We start from the raw sequence: 15939 nt of genomic DNA, 5'->3' as shown, positions 1-15939 counted from the left end.
ACCCGGCGGCCTGTGTGCCGTTGTTCCGTGTCAGTGGAGGCGCATTATAGGGAGTTATTCCGGCCTGACAAGGGGAAATTAGAAAAAACTTATCAACCGTTCGTTTTTTGGACGTTTTGCATATCACCCTTTTATTTTTGCCTGGTTTTTAAACAAAAACGAGCCCGAATGGGCCCGTTTTTTATTATTTGTGACTTACTGCACTGCCACAATGCGATCGTCATTCGCCTCCAGACGAATCGCTTTACCCGGAATCAGCTCACCAGACAAGATTTGCTGCGCCAGCGGGTTTTCAATCTGCTGCTGAATTGCACGTTTCAATGGACGCGCCCCGTAAACCGGATCGTAACCATTCGCGCTCAGCAATTTCAGCGCATCATCAGAGATATGGATTTCATACCCGCGCTCTTCCAGACGTTTGTACAGACGCTGCAACTGGATCTGTGCAATAGAAGCGATATGTTTTTCACCCAACGGATGGAATACCACGACCTCATCTATACGGTTAATGAATTCCGGGCGGAAGTTGTGGCTGACCACACCAAGCACCAGTTCTTTCATATGGCCGTAATCCAGCTCACCGAAACGCTCCTGGATCAGATCGGAACCGAGGTTTGAGGTCATAATGACAACCGTGTTGCGGAAGTCGACCGTTCTCCCTTGCCCGTCCGTCAGACGGCCATCATCCAACACCTGCAACAGAATGTTGAATACATCAGGATGCGCTTTCTCAACTTCGTCCAGCAGTATGACGGAATAAGGACGACGACGTACCGCTTCCGTCAGATAACCGCCCTCTTCATAACCCACATATCCCGGAGGCGCGCCAACCAGACGAGACACGGAGTGTTTTTCCATGAACTCAGACATGTCGATACGCACCATCGCGTCATCGCTATCAAACATAAAGTTTGCCAGTGCCTTGCACAGTTCGGTTTTACCTACCCCGGTCGGCCCAAGGAACAGGAACGAACCAATTGGACGATTCGGGTCGGCCAGTCCCGCACGGCTACGGCGAATGGCATTCGATACCGCTTCAACGGCCTCATTCTGCCCAATCACGCGGCTGTGTAATTCCTGCTCCATACGCAGCAGCTTTTCACGTTCGCCTTCAAGCATTCTGGCAACCGGAATCCCCGTCCACCGCGCCAGCACTTCAGCAATTTCCGCATCCGTCACTTTATTGCGTAACAGACGCATGGTTTTACCTTCAGATTGAGTCGCCGCTTCCAGCTGTTTTTCCAGCTCAGGGATCTTGCCGTACTGAAGTTCAGACATCCGCGCCAGATCGCCCACACGACGCGCCTGTTCGATGGCGATCTTCGCCTGCTCCAGTTCGGCCTTAATGGTCTGCGTACCGGACAGAGAGGCTTTCTCTGCTTTCCACTCTTCTTCTAATTCAGAGTACTGGCGTTCTTTATCATCCAGTTCCTCGTTGAGCATATCGAGGCGTTTTTTGCTCGCCTCATCAGACTCTTTCATTAACGCCTGCTGTTCCAGCTTAAGCTGAATAATACGGCGGTCGAGCCTGTCCAGTTCTTCCGGCTTGGAGTCAATCTGCATACGGATGCTGGATGCAGCCTCATCGATCAGGTCGATGGCTTTATCCGGCAACTGGCGATCGGAAATGTAGCGGTGAGATAAGGTTGCCGCCGCCACAATCGCCGGGTCAGTAATCTGCACATGGTGGTGCAGCTCATAACGTTCTTTAAGACCACGCAGAATAGCGATGGTATCTTCCACAGACGGTTCCGCGACGAACACTTTCTGGAAACGACGCTCCAGCGCCGCATCTTTTTCAATGTACTGGCGATATTCGTCCAGCGTCGTGGCGCCCACACAGTGCAGTTCCCCACGCGCCAGCGCCGGTTTCAGCATGTTCCCGGCATCCATTGCGCCATCGGCTTTACCCGCGCCGACCATCGTGTGTAATTCATCGATAAACAGGATGACGTTGCCTTCCTGTTTGGCGAGATCGTTCAGCACGCCTTTCAGACGCTCTTCAAACTCACCGCGATACTTCGCCCCGGCCACCAGCGCGCCCATATCCAGCGCCAGTACGCGACGGCCTTTCAGCCCTTCCGGCACTTCGCCATTAATGATTCGCTGCGCCAGCCCTTCGACAATCGCCGTTTTACCGACCCCCGGTTCACCAATTAATACCGGGTTGTTTTTAGTACGGCGTTGCAGTACCTGAATGGTACGGCGAATTTCTTCATCACGACCAATCACCGGATCGAGCTTGCCCTGCTCCGCGCGCTCGGTCAGGTCGACGGTATATTTTTGCAAGGCCTGACGTTGGTCTTCAGCCCCTTGATCGTTCACGCTTTCACCTCCGCGCATTTGTTCAACTGCCTGAGTGATATTGGCGGTGGTCGCCCCGGCCGATTTCAGTAGGTCGGTCAGCGTGCCGCGAGACTCAAGCGCAGCCAGAACGAACAGTTCCGACGAAATAAAGTTGTCCCCACGTTTTTGCGCCAGCTTGTCGCAAAGATTCAGTACACGCACCAGATCCTGAGACGGCTGTACGTCGCCGCCGGTGCCTTCCACCTGCGGTAAACGGCTCAGCGCCTGATCAATACTCGTGCGTAACTGGCCAGCATTAATGCCAGCGGACGTTAATAAAGGACGTACCGATCCCCCTTCCTGATTCAGTAAGGCGCTCATTAAATGAAGAGGTTCGATGAATTGGTTGTCGTGCCCCAGTGCGAGCGACTGGGCATCGGCAAGAGCAAGCTGGAATTTATTAGTAAGACGATCCAGACGCATAACTCCTCCCATAACAGGTCAAAATTGCTACTGGAGATTAAATGAGGTCATCCCTCAATTATTCAAGGTGAATGACCTGAATTATGTGAAAAGAAAATTACACGTACCGGATCGTCTTGATTCTTTAGGTTATATCAGCCAAATAAAACTTGCCATACGACCTGTGATCTTGTCGCGACGATAAGAGAAGAAAGTCTCACTTTCGCTGTAGGTACAGCGATCGCCGCCATAGACGCTTTCAACTCCCACATTCGCCAGACGTTGACGCGCAAGCTGATAAATATCCGCCAGATATTTTTCGCCGCGCGCCTGAAATGCGCTGCTCGCCTTCGCATCTTTTGCGATAAACGCTTCACGCACTTCAGCCCCCACTTCAAAAGCAGCAGGGCCAATAGCCGGACCCAGCCAGGCGATAATGTTTTCAGGTTTATCGGCAAAGCAGGCGACCGTCTCTTCCAGCACACCTTCACATAATCCGCGCCAGCCCGCATGAGCCGCCGCCACTTCCGTTCCCGCGCGATTACAAAACAACACGGGCAAACAGTCCGCCGTCATCACCGCGCAAACGGTGCCGGGGGTATTGCTGTACGACGCATCCGCACGTTTGGATGCATAAGGCTCGCCGGTGAGTTTCAACACGTCCTTGCCATGCACCTGTTCAAGCCAGACGGGTTTTGACGGCAAATTGCCCGCAGCAAAGAGTCTCTTGCGATTCTCTTCCACATGTTCCGGGTTATCGCCGCAATGGGCGCCCAGGTTCAGAGAATCGTAAGGCGGTAAGCTGACACCGCCTGTACGTACAGAACTACAGGCTGCAACCCCCTCCGGGATTGGCCACTGCGGAACAATTAGCTTACTCATAACCAGTCTACATCATCCTTATGTTCTTCGAAGTCAGCGCGCATCACGTCAATCAGCTCCACCATATCCTGCGGAATCGGCGCATGCCACTCCATTTCAATACCGGAAATCGGATGGTAAAGACGCAGCATTGTCGCGTGCAGCGCCTGGCGATCAAACTGACGCAACGTGGAGATAAACGCTTCCGATGCCCCCTTCGGTGGACGCGGACGACCGCCATACACCTGATCGCCCACCAGCGGATGCGTGATATGCGCCATGTGCACGCGGATCTGGTGCGTACGTCCGGTTTCCAGACGCAACCGCAGACGCGTATGCACACGGAAATGTTCCATGATGCGGTAGTGAGTCACCGCAGGTTTCCCCATTGGATGCACTGACATATGGGTTCGTTTGGTCGGGTGACGGCTGATCGGTTCATCTACCGTACCGCCCGCCGTCATATGTCCAATCGCGACCGCTTCATACTCACGGGTAATTTCACGCAGCTGCAAAGACTCCACCAGTCGCGTTTGCGCCGGAACCGTTTTCGCCACCACCATCAGACCTGTGGTGTCTTTATCCAGACGATGCACAATACCCGCGCGCGGTACGTCAGCAATCGGCGGGTAGTAATGCAACAGCGCGTTCAGTACCGTACCATCAGGATTACCGGCGCCAGGGTGAACCACTAAATCGCGCGGTTTGTTGATGACAAGGATATCGTCATCTTCGTAGACGATATCCAGCGGGATATCCTGCGGCTCAAAGCGGATCTCTTCGTCGATTTCCGCGTTAATGGAAACCTGTTCGCCGCCCAATACTTTTTCTTTCGGTTTATCGCAAAGTTTACCGTTGACCAGCACGCGCCGATCGAGAATCCATTCTTTTATGCGCGAACGTGAATAATCCGGGAACATTTCGGCCAAAGCCTGATCTAAGCGTTGACCGAGTTGGTTTTCGGATACCGTTGCGGTGAGTTGTACTCGTTGTGCCATATACAGCTTCTTCGTTTAACGTTGGGTTTTACGGCTTTGCCGTTTAATATAGTGTGCTATTGTAGCTGGTCTTAACCGGGAGCAGGAACAGAGAATCTCCCGTAAAACATTTTGAGGAAAGTCAAAACGTCATGACGCGCATGAAATATCTGGTGGCAGCAGCCACGTTGAGCCTGTTTTTGGCGGGTTGCTCTGGTTCAAAGGAAGAGGTGCCCGATAATCCGCCTAACGAAATCTACGCGACTGCCCAGCAAAAGCTGCAGGACGGTAACTGGAAACAGGCAATAACGCAATTGGAAGCGTTGGATAACCGTTATCCATTTGGACCGTATTCTCAGCAGGTGCAGTTGGATCTGATCTACGCCTACTACAAAAACGCCGATCTGCCGTTAGCTCAGGCCGCCATCGATCGTTTTATTCGCCTCAATCCGACACACCCGAATATTGATTATGTCATGTATATGCGCGGTCTGACCAATATGGCGCTGGATGACAGCGCGCTGCAAGGTTTCTTCGGCGTCGATCGTAGCGATCGCGATCCGCAGCACGCCCGAGCTGCATTCAATGATTTCTCAAAGCTGGTGCGTAGCTATCCGAACAGCCAGTACACGACCGACGCCACCAAACGTCTGGTCTTCCTGAAAGATCGTCTGGCGAAGTATGAATACTCCGTTGCCGACTACTACACCGCTCGCGGCGCATGGGTTGCCGTGGTAAACCGTGTGGAAGGTATGCTGCGCGACTTCCCGGATACGCAGGCGACGCGCGACGCTCTGCCGCTGATGGAAAACGCTTATCGTCAGATGCAGATGACGACTCAGGCTGACAAAGTGGCGAAAATTATCGCCGCCAATGGTCGCAACACCTGATTGCGTACTGAACGCAAAACGGCAGCCCGAAGGCTGCCGTTTTTTTATCCATTTTGCGCTGTTGCTGAAGCGGTTTCAGTACAACGCATCCCGTCAAATATGGCCCCCTTTCAGCTATTCCTCAAGTAAAAAATCCGTTGTTCCTGCGATAACTCACAAAAAGGCTTCCTTGACAAAAAGTGACAAAATAATGTGATTTAAATCACGCTTTTTGACATTGGGAACGGTATGCTGGAATCACCAAGACGGGAAAGACAAGAGGTAAAATTTATGACAATGAACATTACCAGTAAACAAATGGAAATTACTCCGGCAATACGCCAGCATGTCGCAGACCGTCTCGCCAAACTAGAAAAATGGCAAACTCACCTGATTAATCCACATATCATTCTGTCTAAGGAGCCACAGGGTTTCATCGCTGATGCCACCATCAATACCCCGAACGGACATCTGGTCGCCAGCGCAAAACACGAAGATATGTACGCCGCCATTAACGATTTGATCAACAAGCTGGAACGGCAGCTCAATAAAGTGCAGCACAAAGGCGAAGCCCGTCGTGCCACAACTTCAGTAAAAGACGCCAACTTCGTCGAAGCAGAAGAAGAGTAGTCCCTTACATTGAGTGTATCGCCAACGCGCCTTCGGGCGCGTTTTTTGTTGACAGGATTAAAACAGTACGGGTACTTTACTGAAGTCGCTCAAGGAAACTGACATGAAACTTATCCCGTTCTTCTTCGCATTCTTTTTTACCTTCCCCTGAATGGGAGGCGTTTCGTCGTGTGAAAAAGAATGCGAAGACGAACAATAAGGCCTCCCACACGGGAGGCCTTTTTTATTGATAACAAGAAAGGCAACACTATGACATCGGAAAACCCGTTACTGGCGCTGCGAGAGAAAATAAGCGCTCTGGATGTAAAATTACTGGCCTTACTGGCGGAGCGTCGTGAACTGGCCGTTGAAGTCGGGAAAGCGAAGCTGCTTTCTCATCGCCCGGTGCGTGATATCGACCGCGAGCGCGACCTGCTGGACAGGCTGATCGCGCTTGGCAAAACCCATCATCTGGACGCGCACTATATTACTCGCCTGTTCCAGCTCATCATTGAAGATTCCGTCCTTACCCAGCAGGCGCTGTTGCAGCAACATCTGAACAAAATTAACCCGCATTCAGCGCGTATTGCCTTTCTTGGACCAAAAGGGTCGTACTCGCACCTCGCTGCGCGCCAGTATGCCGCCCGCCACTTTGAACAGTTTATTGAAAGCGGCTGCGCAAAATTCGCTGATATCTTTAATCAGGTCGAAACCGGGCAAGCGGACTACGCCGTCGTGCCGATTGAGAACACCAGTTCAGGCGCGATCAACGACGTCTACGATCTGTTGCAGCACACCAGCCTCTCTATCGTGGGCGAGATGACCATTATAATCGACCACTGCGTGCTGGTTTCAGGGACGACCGATTTAAACACCATTGAGACGGTCTACAGCCACCCGCAGCCGTTCCAGCAGTGCAGTAAATTCCTTAACCGCTATCCGCACTGGAAAATTGAGTACACTGAAAGCACCTCTGCGGCGATGGAAAAAGTGGCGCAGGCGAACTCTCCACGCGTGGCGGCGCTGGGTAGCGAAGCCGGTGGCGTGCTGCATGGGCTACAGGTGCTGGAACGAATCGAAGCCAACCAGACGCAGAATATTACCCGTTTCGTGGTGCTGGCGCGCAAAGCCGTCAATGTTTCCGACCAGGTCCCGGCGAAAACCACGCTGCTGATCGCCACGGGTCAACAGGCAGGTGCGCTGGTTGAGGCGCTGCTGGTGCTGCGCAATCACAACCTGATCATGACCAAACTGGAGTCCCGTCCGATTCACGGCAACCCGTGGGAAGAGATGTTTTATCTCGATATCCAGGCCAACCTGGAATCACCGGAGATGAAAAAAGCGCTGAAAGAGTTGGGGGAAATTACCCGCTCAATGAAGGTACTGGGCTGCTACCCCAGCGAGAACGTTGTGCCTGTCGATCCGAACTAACTGTTTGATAATGCCGGATGGCGCTACGCTTATCCGGCCTACGATTCATGCAATTTTGTAGGCCGGATAAGACGCACCTGCGTCGCCATCAGGCATCTCACTTATTGTCGGCTATCGTTAGCCTGGCGTAACAGCGTGCGACTTTCGTTCTGGAAGCGTTTGGCATAATCACCAAACCAATGCTCAACCTTACGGAAACTGTCGATAAAGGCCTGCTTGTCGCCCTGCTCCAGCAAACCAATCGCGTCGCCAAAACGTTTATAGTAGCGTTTGATCAGCGCCAGGTTATTTTCCGACGACATAATAATATCGGCATACAGCTGCGGGTCCTGCGCAAACAGTCGCCCAACCATCGCCAGTTCGAGACGGTAAATCGGTGACGACAGCGCCAGCAGTTGTTCCAGCTGGACATTCTCTTCCGCCAGGTGCAAACCGTAAGCGAACGTCGCAAAGTGACGCAGCGCCTGAATAAACGCCATATTCTGATCGTGCTCAACGGCGCTAATCCGATGCAGCCGCGCGCCCCACACCTGAATTTGCTCAAGGAACCACTGATACGCCTCCGGCTGACGGCCATCGCACCAGACAACCACCTGCTTTGCCAGACTGCCGCTGTCCGGGCCAAACATCGGGTGTAAGCCCAGTACCGGGCCATCGTGCGCCGCCATCATCGCCTGTAGCGGTCCGTTTTTAACCGATGCAAGATCGACCAGAATACAGTCCGCAGGCAAACGCGGTAATTTCGCGATCACCTGCTCCGTGATATGAATCGGCACACTTACGATCACCATCCCGGCATCGGCCACGATCTCCTGCGCCCGTCCCCAGTCCTGTTGCTCAAGTATGCGTACCTGATATCCCGACAGCGTGAGCATTTTTTCAAACAAACGGCCCATCTGACCGCCGCCGCCGACGATAACCACCGGGCGCAGAGAAGGACAAAGCGTCTTAAACCCTTTGTCATTCTCACTGGAGTAAGACTCACGCATCACCCGACGCAAGACGTCTTCAATCAGATCGGGAGGAACGCCAAGCGCTTCCGCCTCCGCACGGCGCGAAGCCAGCATAGACGCTTCACGCTCAGGCACGTAAATCGGCAGCCCAAAGCGACTTTTCACTTCACCGACTTCGGCCACCAGCTCCAGACGCTTAGCCAGTAAATCCAGCAGCGCCTTATCCACTTCATCTATTTGATCGCGTAACGCGGTCAACTCAGCAACCATAACCAACCTCTTATGCTACACGCGCCACCAGTTGGCCGTTCAGGTCCTGATGAATTTCACGCAGCAGCGCATCCGTGGCTTCCCAACTGATACACGCATCCGTAACAGACACGCCGTATTTCATTTCACTGCGCGGTTGCTCGGAGGACTGGTTGCCTTCGTGAATATTACTTTCAATCATCAAGCCAATAATGGAACGGTTGCCGTCTTTGATCTGCGCGACCACAGACTCTGCCACGGCAGGCTGGCGACGGTAATCTTTATTCGAGTTACCATGGCTGCAATCTACCATCAGAGACGGGCGGAGTCCTGCCTGTTCCATCTCTTTTTCACACTGCGCGACATCTGCCGGGCTGTAGTTTGGCGCTTTCCCACCGCGCAGAATGACATGGCCATCCGGGTTGCCCTGCGTTTGCAGCAGAGCGACCTGCCCCGCCTGGTTGATACCGACAAAACGGTGTGACTGAGCAGCGGCACGCATGGCGTTAATCGCCGTCGCCAGGCTGCCATCCGTCCCGTTTTTAAAGCCAACGGGCATGGAAAGGCCAGAGGCCATTTCACGGTGGGTTTGGGATTCGGTCGTACGCGCGCCGATTGCCGACCAGCTAAACAGATCGCCCAGGTATTGCGGGCTGTTTGGATCTAACGCTTCCGTCGCCAGCGGCAAGCCCATGTTCACCAGTTCCACCAGAAGTTGACGCGCAATCTTCAGGCCAGTTTCCACATCAAACGAGCCATCCATATGAGGATCGTTAATCAACCCTTTCCAGCCGACAGTGGTACGGGGTTTTTCAAAATAGACGCGCATTACCAGGTAGAGGCTATCGCTGACCTCTGCGGCAAGAGTTTTAAATCGACGTGCGTATTCCAGAGCGGTTTCAGGATCGTGGATAGAACAAGGGCCGCACACCACCAGCAGGCGCGGATCGCGACCGGCGATGATGTCAGAAATCGTTTTACGTGACTGGGCGATTTGCGCCTCTTGCGACAAACTCAGCGGGAACGCCGCTTTGAGTTGTTCCGGGGTCATCAGAACCTGTTCGTCGGTAATGTGTACGTTGTTCAGCGCGTCTTTTTGCATGATGGCGATCCTGTTTAGCTCGTTTGCGATAAATGATCCTCACAGAGGATGGCGTAACGATAACATAATCGGTAAAGATTTCAATCCACATTCCGTAAATTTTACTTTACATAAACCATTTATCTCGCAATTAACGCCACTCAAATCGTACATAAAAATTTACATCATTGTATTTGCGAATCCACTATGCTTTGAAAAACACAGGAGAACAGGCAATGAAGCGTTTCGCAGGCGCCTTATTTGTTTTATTCATCAGCGGATGTCAGATCGATCCTTACACGCATGCTCCCACCTGGACCGCGACCGACTGGTATAGCGCCGGTATCGAAGATGCGATTTCAGGCGTTGCCGTCAAAGATAACGAAACACTGGCTGACGCCTGGAACGATCCTGACGTGGAGCGAACGCAATATCTTAAGGGCTACGCCGAAGGCCAGCGAAAAACCTGCCAGTTAAACTTTGTCCACGCCAGAGGACTGGCCGGAAAAACATTTCCCGCCAGTTGCGACACGGTTGAAAACGCCAGTCAATTGCATGATGCCTGGCAAAAAGGCGCAGACGAAGGTGTTCGCTCAATGCGGCTAAATTAATTAAGACCTTACCAATAAATAAGTATGGGATTTAACTTAAGGAAATACCATTAATCGGCATGGTGTAATGACTGACAGGCAAAATAATGTTATTTTGCTGCAAACAATCACGGATGTATTTTGATGCTTTTTGACTGACGCTGGTGGGCACCTGTTTATGAGCTTTTCTCACCGACTCATACTCCTGCTAACGCTATTACTGGCAGGATTACCACTGTATGCTCAGGGCATCACAGAAGAAGCGAAATCTGTACGCTCAATCGTTTCCGGTATCGTCAGCTATACACGCTGGCCTGCATTATCTGGCCCTCCACGGCTATGTATTTTCGCCTCGTCTCGTTTTGCCGATGTGCTGAACGACAACAGCGCCAGGTCATTACCTTATCTGCCCGTCATCATCCGCACGGAGCAGGAAGCTCTGACAGCCCGTTGCGATGGCTTTTATTTCGGCAGTGAATCTCCGGCGTATCAGGTAGAATTAACGAATAAATATCCGTCTAAGGCATTGTTATTAATTGCCGAACAAAATACTGAATGCATTATTGGCAGCGCATTTTGTCTGATCATAAACAATGATGAAGTCAGATTTTCCGTAAATCTGGATTCCCTGTCACGCAGTGGCGTAAGAGTGAACCCCGACGTATTGATGCTTGCACGGAATCAAAAGCATGGATAAGGATTTTTTCCCTACAACGCGCCCGACCTTTAAGCGTACATTACGCCGGATCAACATGATCAGCGTACTGGTCACCATGTTGCTGATCTGGCTGCTGCTTTGCGTCGCCTCTGTCCTGACGCTGAAACAATATGCGCAAAAAAATCTGGATCTGACTGCCGCGACAATGACCCATAGTCTTGAGGCCGCATTGGTGTTTTCCGATGGCGTCGCCGCGACAGAAACGCTGGCCGCGCTGGGACGCCAGGGGCAGTTCTCGGCCGCAGAGGTTCGCGATAAAAACCAGAAGGTGATCGCCTCCTGGTACTATGACGCACAAGCGTCGGACGATAAGCTCAATGGCCTGATCAGCCAGTGGCTTTTCCCGCTGCCGGTGACTCAGCCCGTCTGGCACAATGGCAAAATTATCGGCGAGGTCTGCCTGACCGCGCGCGACAGCTTGATTGGTCATTTTATCTGGCTCTCGCTGGCGGTTCTTACCGGGTGTATTTTGCTCGCATCCGGCATTGCGTTAATGCTCACGCGTTATTTGCATAATGGCGTGGTGGACGCGCTGCAAAACATCACCGATGTGGTACATGATGTACGCACGAACCGTAACTTTTCACGTCGCGTTTCTGAGGAACGCATTGAAGAGTTCCATCTTTTTGCCCAGGATTTCAACAGCCTGCTGGATGAGATGGAAGAGTGGCAACTGCGGCTACAGGCTAAAAACGCCCAGCTTTTGCGTACCGCGCTGCACGACCCCCTTACTGGTCTTGCTAATCGTGCCGCCTTTCGTAACAGCATAACCGAGTTGATGAACGACAGCTCCGCCCGTAGCTGTTCGGCGCTGCTATTTCTGGACGGCGATAATTTCAAATTCATTAACGATACATGGGGGCATGCCGCAGGAGATCGCGTTTTGATCGAGGTCGCCCGGCGACTGGCGGAGTTTGGCGGCAATCACCACCAGCCATATCGACTTGGCGGAGATGAATTCGCCATGGTGCTTTACAACGTGCATTCGGAGTACGAAGTTAAACGCATTTGTTCGGCATTATCGCAAGAATTTAATCGCCCCTTTGATCTGCATAACGGGCATCTGGCGAGTATGACGCTGAGTATTGGTTTCGCGCTGACGTGGGAACATGCTTCCGCAGAAAAATTACAAGAGTTGGCCGATCGTAATATGTATCAGGCCAAACATCAGCGTTCTGAACGTTCAATTAAATAACAGGAATAGATATATGCTAAAGCGACTTTTCTCCCCGATCATTCTGATAGCGTTGATTCTGGCGGGTTGCCAGACGCCGCAGGGGAAATTTACGCCCGAACAAGTTGCGGCAATGAAATCCTATGGGTTTACTGAATCAGCAGGCGACTGGTCTCTGGGGCTGTCTGACAACATTTTATTTGATAAAAACGACTATAAGTTACGCCCGGAAAGCCAGCAGCAAATCCGCGAGATGGCCTCCAGGCTGGCAGCCACCGGGCTGAAACATGCCCGTATGGATGGCCATACTGACAACTACGGCGAAGACAGTTATAACGAGGCATTGTCGCTCAAGCGCGCCAATGTGGTTGCTGACGCCTGGGCCGAAGGCGCCAACATCCCACGCAGCAATCTGACGACGCAGGGTTTAGGTAAAAAGCACCCGGTCGCCAGCAATCAGAGCGCGAAAGGTCGTGCTGAAAACCGCCGCGTTGCCGTCGTCATCAGCACGCCGTAATGTTAGTCAACTGGCTGCGCAAGGGCGGCGCGAGACGTGCTGAACCAGCGCAGCCAGTCGATAACGATAAATACCAGCAGACTGCCTCCCAGCACCGGCATCGCCATCCCCAGGGCGACAGCCAGCACCAGAACCCCGCACCTTCCCGGCCAACCTAACGTAAGCCAACACTGCATCAGCGTTTGTGCCGGGTTAACGCCTGACCTGGCCGGTCGGCGAATCCACCACAGACGGTAGCCGATAATAATCATCAGGCAAAGCCCGATGCCGAAGGCGATCAGCAGTAACTGATTTGGCAGACCAAACAGTATGCCCATATGGAAATCGACGCCCCAGCGCGTCAGCTTTGCCATAAGCGGAAAGTCAGCAAAATGCGTCCGGTCGATAACATGCAGGGTTGCGGCGTCTACTGATACCGCATCAACCTGTGTCGGCCAGCGGCGATCAATTTCAGTTACCGTCCAGCCATGTTGCGCATCTTTGGCCGGACGAATCTCCAGCTTTTTAGCATCAATTCCCGCCGCCTGCGCCGTATGCAGAACCGCATCAAACTGGCTGACATCCATATGCATAACCGGCATTTCCTGCCCGGCATGATGATCGGCATGTTCATCAGCAGGGTGTTCATCGCCATAAAGCTGCGTATTCACCTGCGGCGTCAGCCAGCCAAAAGCCGCACGCATTTTATCCACGTTGCCTCCGGCCCACTGGGACCAGGTTAAACCGGTTGCCGAGAACAGCAGCATCCCCGCCAGCAGTAACCACCCCAGCATTACGTGTAAACGCCGGTTATTTTGCACCCGATTATTCAGCCGACGTTTTGGTCGGGTGAAATACCAGAGCATGATGCCGCCAGTCGCCGCAACCCACATCCAGGAGGCCGCCAGCTCGCTGTAAATTCGCCCGATATCCCCCAATAGCAAAGAGCGGTGAGCATAATCAATCCACTGACGCAGGGGCAAAATGCCACTGGTGCCATAGACCGTCATATCGCCTTTCACCGCCAGCGTCACTGGATCGATGAAAATCGCCCGGTTCTCAGAAGCGGCAAGTCCGGGGTCGGCAAACATCACCCGCGTCGTTGCGCCCTCTTCAAGAGCGGGACGAACGGCATGCAGTCGTAAATGCCCTCCCGTCACCTGTTGGGCAACGGCGATTTGCGCCGCCAGCGGTTGCCGCTCTCCTTGCTCTGTGCCCTGTAGCGCCGGTGCATAGAGCGCCTCTTCCAGTTGCGGCGTCGCAACGTAGAGCGTACCAGTTAAGGCCGCTACAAAGATAAATGGCCCGACAAACAGACCTGTGTAGAAATGAAAACGTCGCAGCAGGGTTATCCATGCCGCGCGCGGAGTGCAGGTCGTCATACTTTTCCTCAGAGAAAGCACACATGTGTCGTGACGCTTATGCGCACAAACGTATTGTTAGATTCAGGAAACAGCAGACCTGCGCGGCGGCGCGCGCGTATCGGGATAAAGCCAGGGGAAGAAATGCCAGTGTTTAACAACCGGGCGTGGCGGCGCCAGCTTTTGTCTGAGCAGCATCCCGGACAACAGGATGACCAGCGCCAGTATCAGGCCAGGAACATGGGTCAGGAGGACGCAATACCCGCACGCTTCACCGTGATCGACAGGCATCGGCATTGATGAAGACTGCCCATGATGTCCAACATGTTCAGCCATCATGCTCATGTCATGATGCATACCAGGCATGGCGCTCATGGGATCTTTTTGCAACGAGACGGAGATAAGCGGCGCCACCACGATCAGCAGGATCGCAAACATCGCGAGCCATGTCGCGTTGCGTTGATACGCAGGCTGACGAAATGTACCGATAACCACTGCCCCTCCCGTAACGAACGGGCATTGTAAATGATTTATGAACTAATGGTTAATATTGTGAGCTTCATGAAGATAAAAAAAGGGCCAGCCAACTGGCCAGCCCTTTCTTACAGGATGTCGCCTGAGCGATATCTTAGTTAAGACGCTCTTTAATACGAGCAGCCTTACCAGTACGCTCACGCAGGTAGTACAGTTTAGCTTTACGAACGGCACCACGACGTTTAACAGCAATGCTGTCAACTACCGGAGAGTGAGTCTGGAAGACACGCTCAACGCCTTCGCCGTTGGAAATTTTACGAACAGTGAATGCAGAGTGCAGACCGCGGTTACGAATAGCGATAACCACGCCCTCGAATGCCTGCAGACGTTTTTTGGAACCTTCAACAACCCATACTTTCACTTCCACGGTATCACCCGGACGGAAGGAAGGTACGTCCTGCTTCATCTGCTCTTGTTCAAGTTGCTTAATAATGTTGCTCATAATTTAATCTCTTATCCTGGGTAAACTGATATTTGGGGGTCTCAGACCAGCCCATCATGTTTATGTTGCTGTTGTGCGTGTTCCGTTTTGAACTCCGCCAGCAACCTTGCTTGCTCTTCAGTCAGAGCCAGGTTTTCCAGAAGTTCAGGTCTTCTAAGCCAGGTTCGGCCCAGCGACTGTTTCAAACGCCAGCGACGTATCTCAGCATGGTTTCCTGACAGCAATACTGCCGGTACTTCCATCCCTTCCAACACTTCAGGTCGAGTATAGTGTGGACAGTCCAGTAATCCGTCGGCAAAGGAATCTTCGATTGCCGATGCCTCATGACCCAGAACCCCCGGAATGAACCGGGAAACGGAGTCAATCAGCGTCATTGCTGGTAACTCACCCCCACTGAGTACGTAATCGCCGATTGACCATTCTTCGTCAATTTCGGTTTGAATCACGCGCTCATCTATTCCTTCGTAGCGACCGCACACCAGAATCAGTTTCTGATTCGTTGCCAGTTCGCTGACGCCCGCTTGATCAAGCTTGCGTCCCTGAGGTGACAGATAGATCACCTTAGCGCCTTCACCCGCCGCGCTTTTTGCTGCATGAATAGCGTCCCGCAAGGGTTGCACCATCATTAACATCCCCGGTCCGCCGCCGTAAGGACGATCGTCCACGGTACGGTGCCGGTCATGCGTGAAGTCACGAGGACTCCAGCTCTGGATGCTCAGCAGGCCATTTTTTACTGCCCGGCCAGTTACCCCGTAATCGGTAATTGCGCGGAACATTTCAGGAAACAGGCTAACGATACCTATAAACACAAGCCAATCCCCATAACGCCGACTTTTACCGTTTATC

The 15939-nt window shown here is 52.7% G+C and carries 17 protein-coding genes and 1 other annotated feature; of the genes, 8 read left to right on the top strand and 9 right to left on the bottom strand.

The genetic code is table 11. The annotated features are described in order from the left end of the window. Positions 1 to 195: 195 nt before the first annotated feature. From clpB to rluD, 3 genes are all read right to left on the bottom strand, one after another. Positions 196 to 2769, bottom strand: coding sequence for an ATP-dependent chaperone ClpB (clpB, locus tag OGX93_RS17535; protein WP_024130844.1), 2574 nt, complete (start codon positions 2767 to 2769; stop codon positions 196 to 198). Positions 2770 to 2898: 129 nt separating this feature from the next. After that, a complete protein-coding gene (yfiH, locus tag OGX93_RS17530; RefSeq protein WP_012134681.1) occupies positions 2899 to 3630 on the bottom strand; it encodes a purine nucleoside phosphorylase YfiH in 732 nt (243 codons plus the stop codon). Continuing rightward, the gene (gene rluD, locus OGX93_RS17525; protein WP_047461899.1) at positions 3627 to 4607 is read right to left on the bottom strand and encodes a 23S rRNA pseudouridine(1911/1915/1917) synthase RluD; all 981 of its coding nucleotides are present in this window, start codon (positions 4605 to 4607) and stop codon (positions 3627 to 3629) included. The genes yfiH and rluD overlap by 4 nt, the downstream gene beginning before the upstream one ends. Positions 4608 to 4738: 131 nt before the next feature. On the opposite strand from rluD, the gene bamD reads away from it, so the two are divergent. The 4 genes from bamD to pheA all read left to right on the top strand — a co-directional run bounded on the left by bamD (position 4739) and on the right by pheA (position 7495). Beyond that, a complete protein-coding gene (gene bamD / locus OGX93_RS17520; RefSeq protein WP_012134683.1) occupies positions 4739 to 5476 on the top strand; it encodes an outer membrane protein assembly factor BamD in 738 nt (245 codons plus the stop codon). 270 nt (positions 5477 to 5746) lie between these two features. After that, positions 5747 to 6085, top strand: coding sequence for a ribosome-associated translation inhibitor RaiA (gene raiA / locus OGX93_RS17515; RefSeq protein WP_024130845.1), 339 nt, complete (start codon positions 5747 to 5749; stop codon positions 6083 to 6085). Positions 6086 to 6187: 102 nt separating this feature from the next. Beyond that, positions 6188 to 6312 (top strand) — a sequence feature (Phe leader region). Further along, entirely contained in the window at positions 6189 to 6236 is a 48-nt protein-coding gene (pheL, locus tag OGX93_RS17510; protein WP_101706155.1) for a pheA operon leader peptide PheL, read from the top strand. It overlaps the preceding feature by 48 nt. A 22-nt stretch (positions 6313 to 6334) precedes the next feature. Then, positions 6335 to 7495: a bifunctional chorismate mutase/prephenate dehydratase gene (gene pheA, locus OGX93_RS17505; RefSeq protein ID WP_024130846.1), complete on the top strand. Its 1161-nt coding sequence runs from the start codon at positions 6335 to 6337 to the stop codon at positions 7493 to 7495. Between the two features lie 101 nt (positions 7496 to 7596). Here the strand turns inward: pheA and tyrA are convergent, their stop codons facing one another. Both tyrA and aroF read right to left on the bottom strand, forming a co-directional pair. Beyond that, on the bottom strand, positions 7597 to 8718 hold the full coding sequence (gene tyrA, locus OGX93_RS17500; RefSeq protein WP_047461893.1) for a bifunctional chorismate mutase/prephenate dehydrogenase: 1122 nt from the start codon (positions 8716 to 8718) through the stop codon (positions 7597 to 7599). Between the two features lie 10 nt (positions 8719 to 8728). After that, on the bottom strand, positions 8729 to 9799 hold the full coding sequence (aroF, locus tag OGX93_RS17495; protein ID WP_047461890.1) for a 3-deoxy-7-phosphoheptulonate synthase AroF: 1071 nt from the start codon (positions 9797 to 9799) through the stop codon (positions 8729 to 8731). Between the two features lie 215 nt (positions 9800 to 10014). On the opposite strand from aroF, the gene OGX93_RS17490 reads away from it, so the two are divergent. From OGX93_RS17490 to OGX93_RS17475, 4 genes are all read left to right on the top strand, one after another. After that, positions 10015 to 10389 (top strand): DUF2799 domain-containing protein, encoded by a 375-nt coding sequence (locus tag OGX93_RS17490; RefSeq protein ID WP_012134688.1) that lies wholly within the window; start codon positions 10015 to 10017, stop codon positions 10387 to 10389. Positions 10390 to 10546: 157 nt separating this feature from the next. Further along, on the top strand, positions 10547 to 11065 hold the full coding sequence (yfiR, locus tag OGX93_RS17485; RefSeq protein ID WP_047461885.1) for a regulatory sequestration protein YfiR: 519 nt from the start codon (positions 10547 to 10549) through the stop codon (positions 11063 to 11065). Further along, positions 11058 to 12281 (top strand): diguanylate cyclase DgcN/YfiN, encoded by a 1224-nt coding sequence (dgcN, locus tag OGX93_RS17480; protein WP_012134690.1) that lies wholly within the window; start codon positions 11058 to 11060, stop codon positions 12279 to 12281. The genes yfiR and dgcN overlap by 8 nt, the downstream gene beginning before the upstream one ends. A gap of 13 nt (positions 12282 to 12294) precedes the next feature. Next, positions 12295 to 12777, top strand: coding sequence for an OmpA family protein (locus tag OGX93_RS17475; RefSeq protein ID WP_058667979.1), 483 nt, complete (start codon positions 12295 to 12297; stop codon positions 12775 to 12777). A 2-nt stretch (positions 12778 to 12779) separates the two neighbouring features. Here the strand turns inward: OGX93_RS17475 and OGX93_RS17470 are convergent, their stop codons facing one another. The 4 genes from OGX93_RS17470 to trmD form a co-directional block, all read right to left on the bottom strand. Then, positions 12780 to 14138 carry a PepSY-associated TM helix domain-containing protein gene (locus OGX93_RS17470; protein ID WP_286448883.1) on the bottom strand — a complete coding sequence of 453 codons (1359 nt, stop codon included), beginning with the start codon at positions 14136 to 14138 and terminating at the stop codon, positions 12780 to 12782. Between the two features lie 63 nt (positions 14139 to 14201). Beyond that, positions 14202 to 14555, bottom strand: coding sequence for a DUF2946 domain-containing protein (locus OGX93_RS17465; protein WP_286448889.1), 354 nt, complete (start codon positions 14553 to 14555; stop codon positions 14202 to 14204). Positions 14556 to 14745: 190 nt separating this feature from the next. Further along, complete coding sequence (gene rplS, locus OGX93_RS17460; protein ID WP_012134695.1) at positions 14746 to 15093, bottom strand: 50S ribosomal protein L19; 348 nt, start codon at positions 15091 to 15093, stop codon at positions 14746 to 14748. A gap of 41 nt (positions 15094 to 15134) precedes the next feature. Further along, a complete protein-coding gene (trmD, locus tag OGX93_RS17455; RefSeq protein WP_024130850.1) occupies positions 15135 to 15902 on the bottom strand; it encodes a tRNA (guanosine(37)-N1)-methyltransferase TrmD in 768 nt (255 codons plus the stop codon). Positions 15903 to 15939: the final 37 nt, after the last annotated feature.

It is taken from the genome of Citrobacter sp. CK195, assembly GCF_030333365.1.
GTDB classification, from domain to species: domain Bacteria; phylum Pseudomonadota; class Gammaproteobacteria; order Enterobacterales; family Enterobacteriaceae; genus Citrobacter_B; species Citrobacter_B koseri.
The sequence above is the reverse complement of the archived record's forward strand: the minus strand, read 5'-3'. Positions and strand labels throughout refer to the sequence as shown.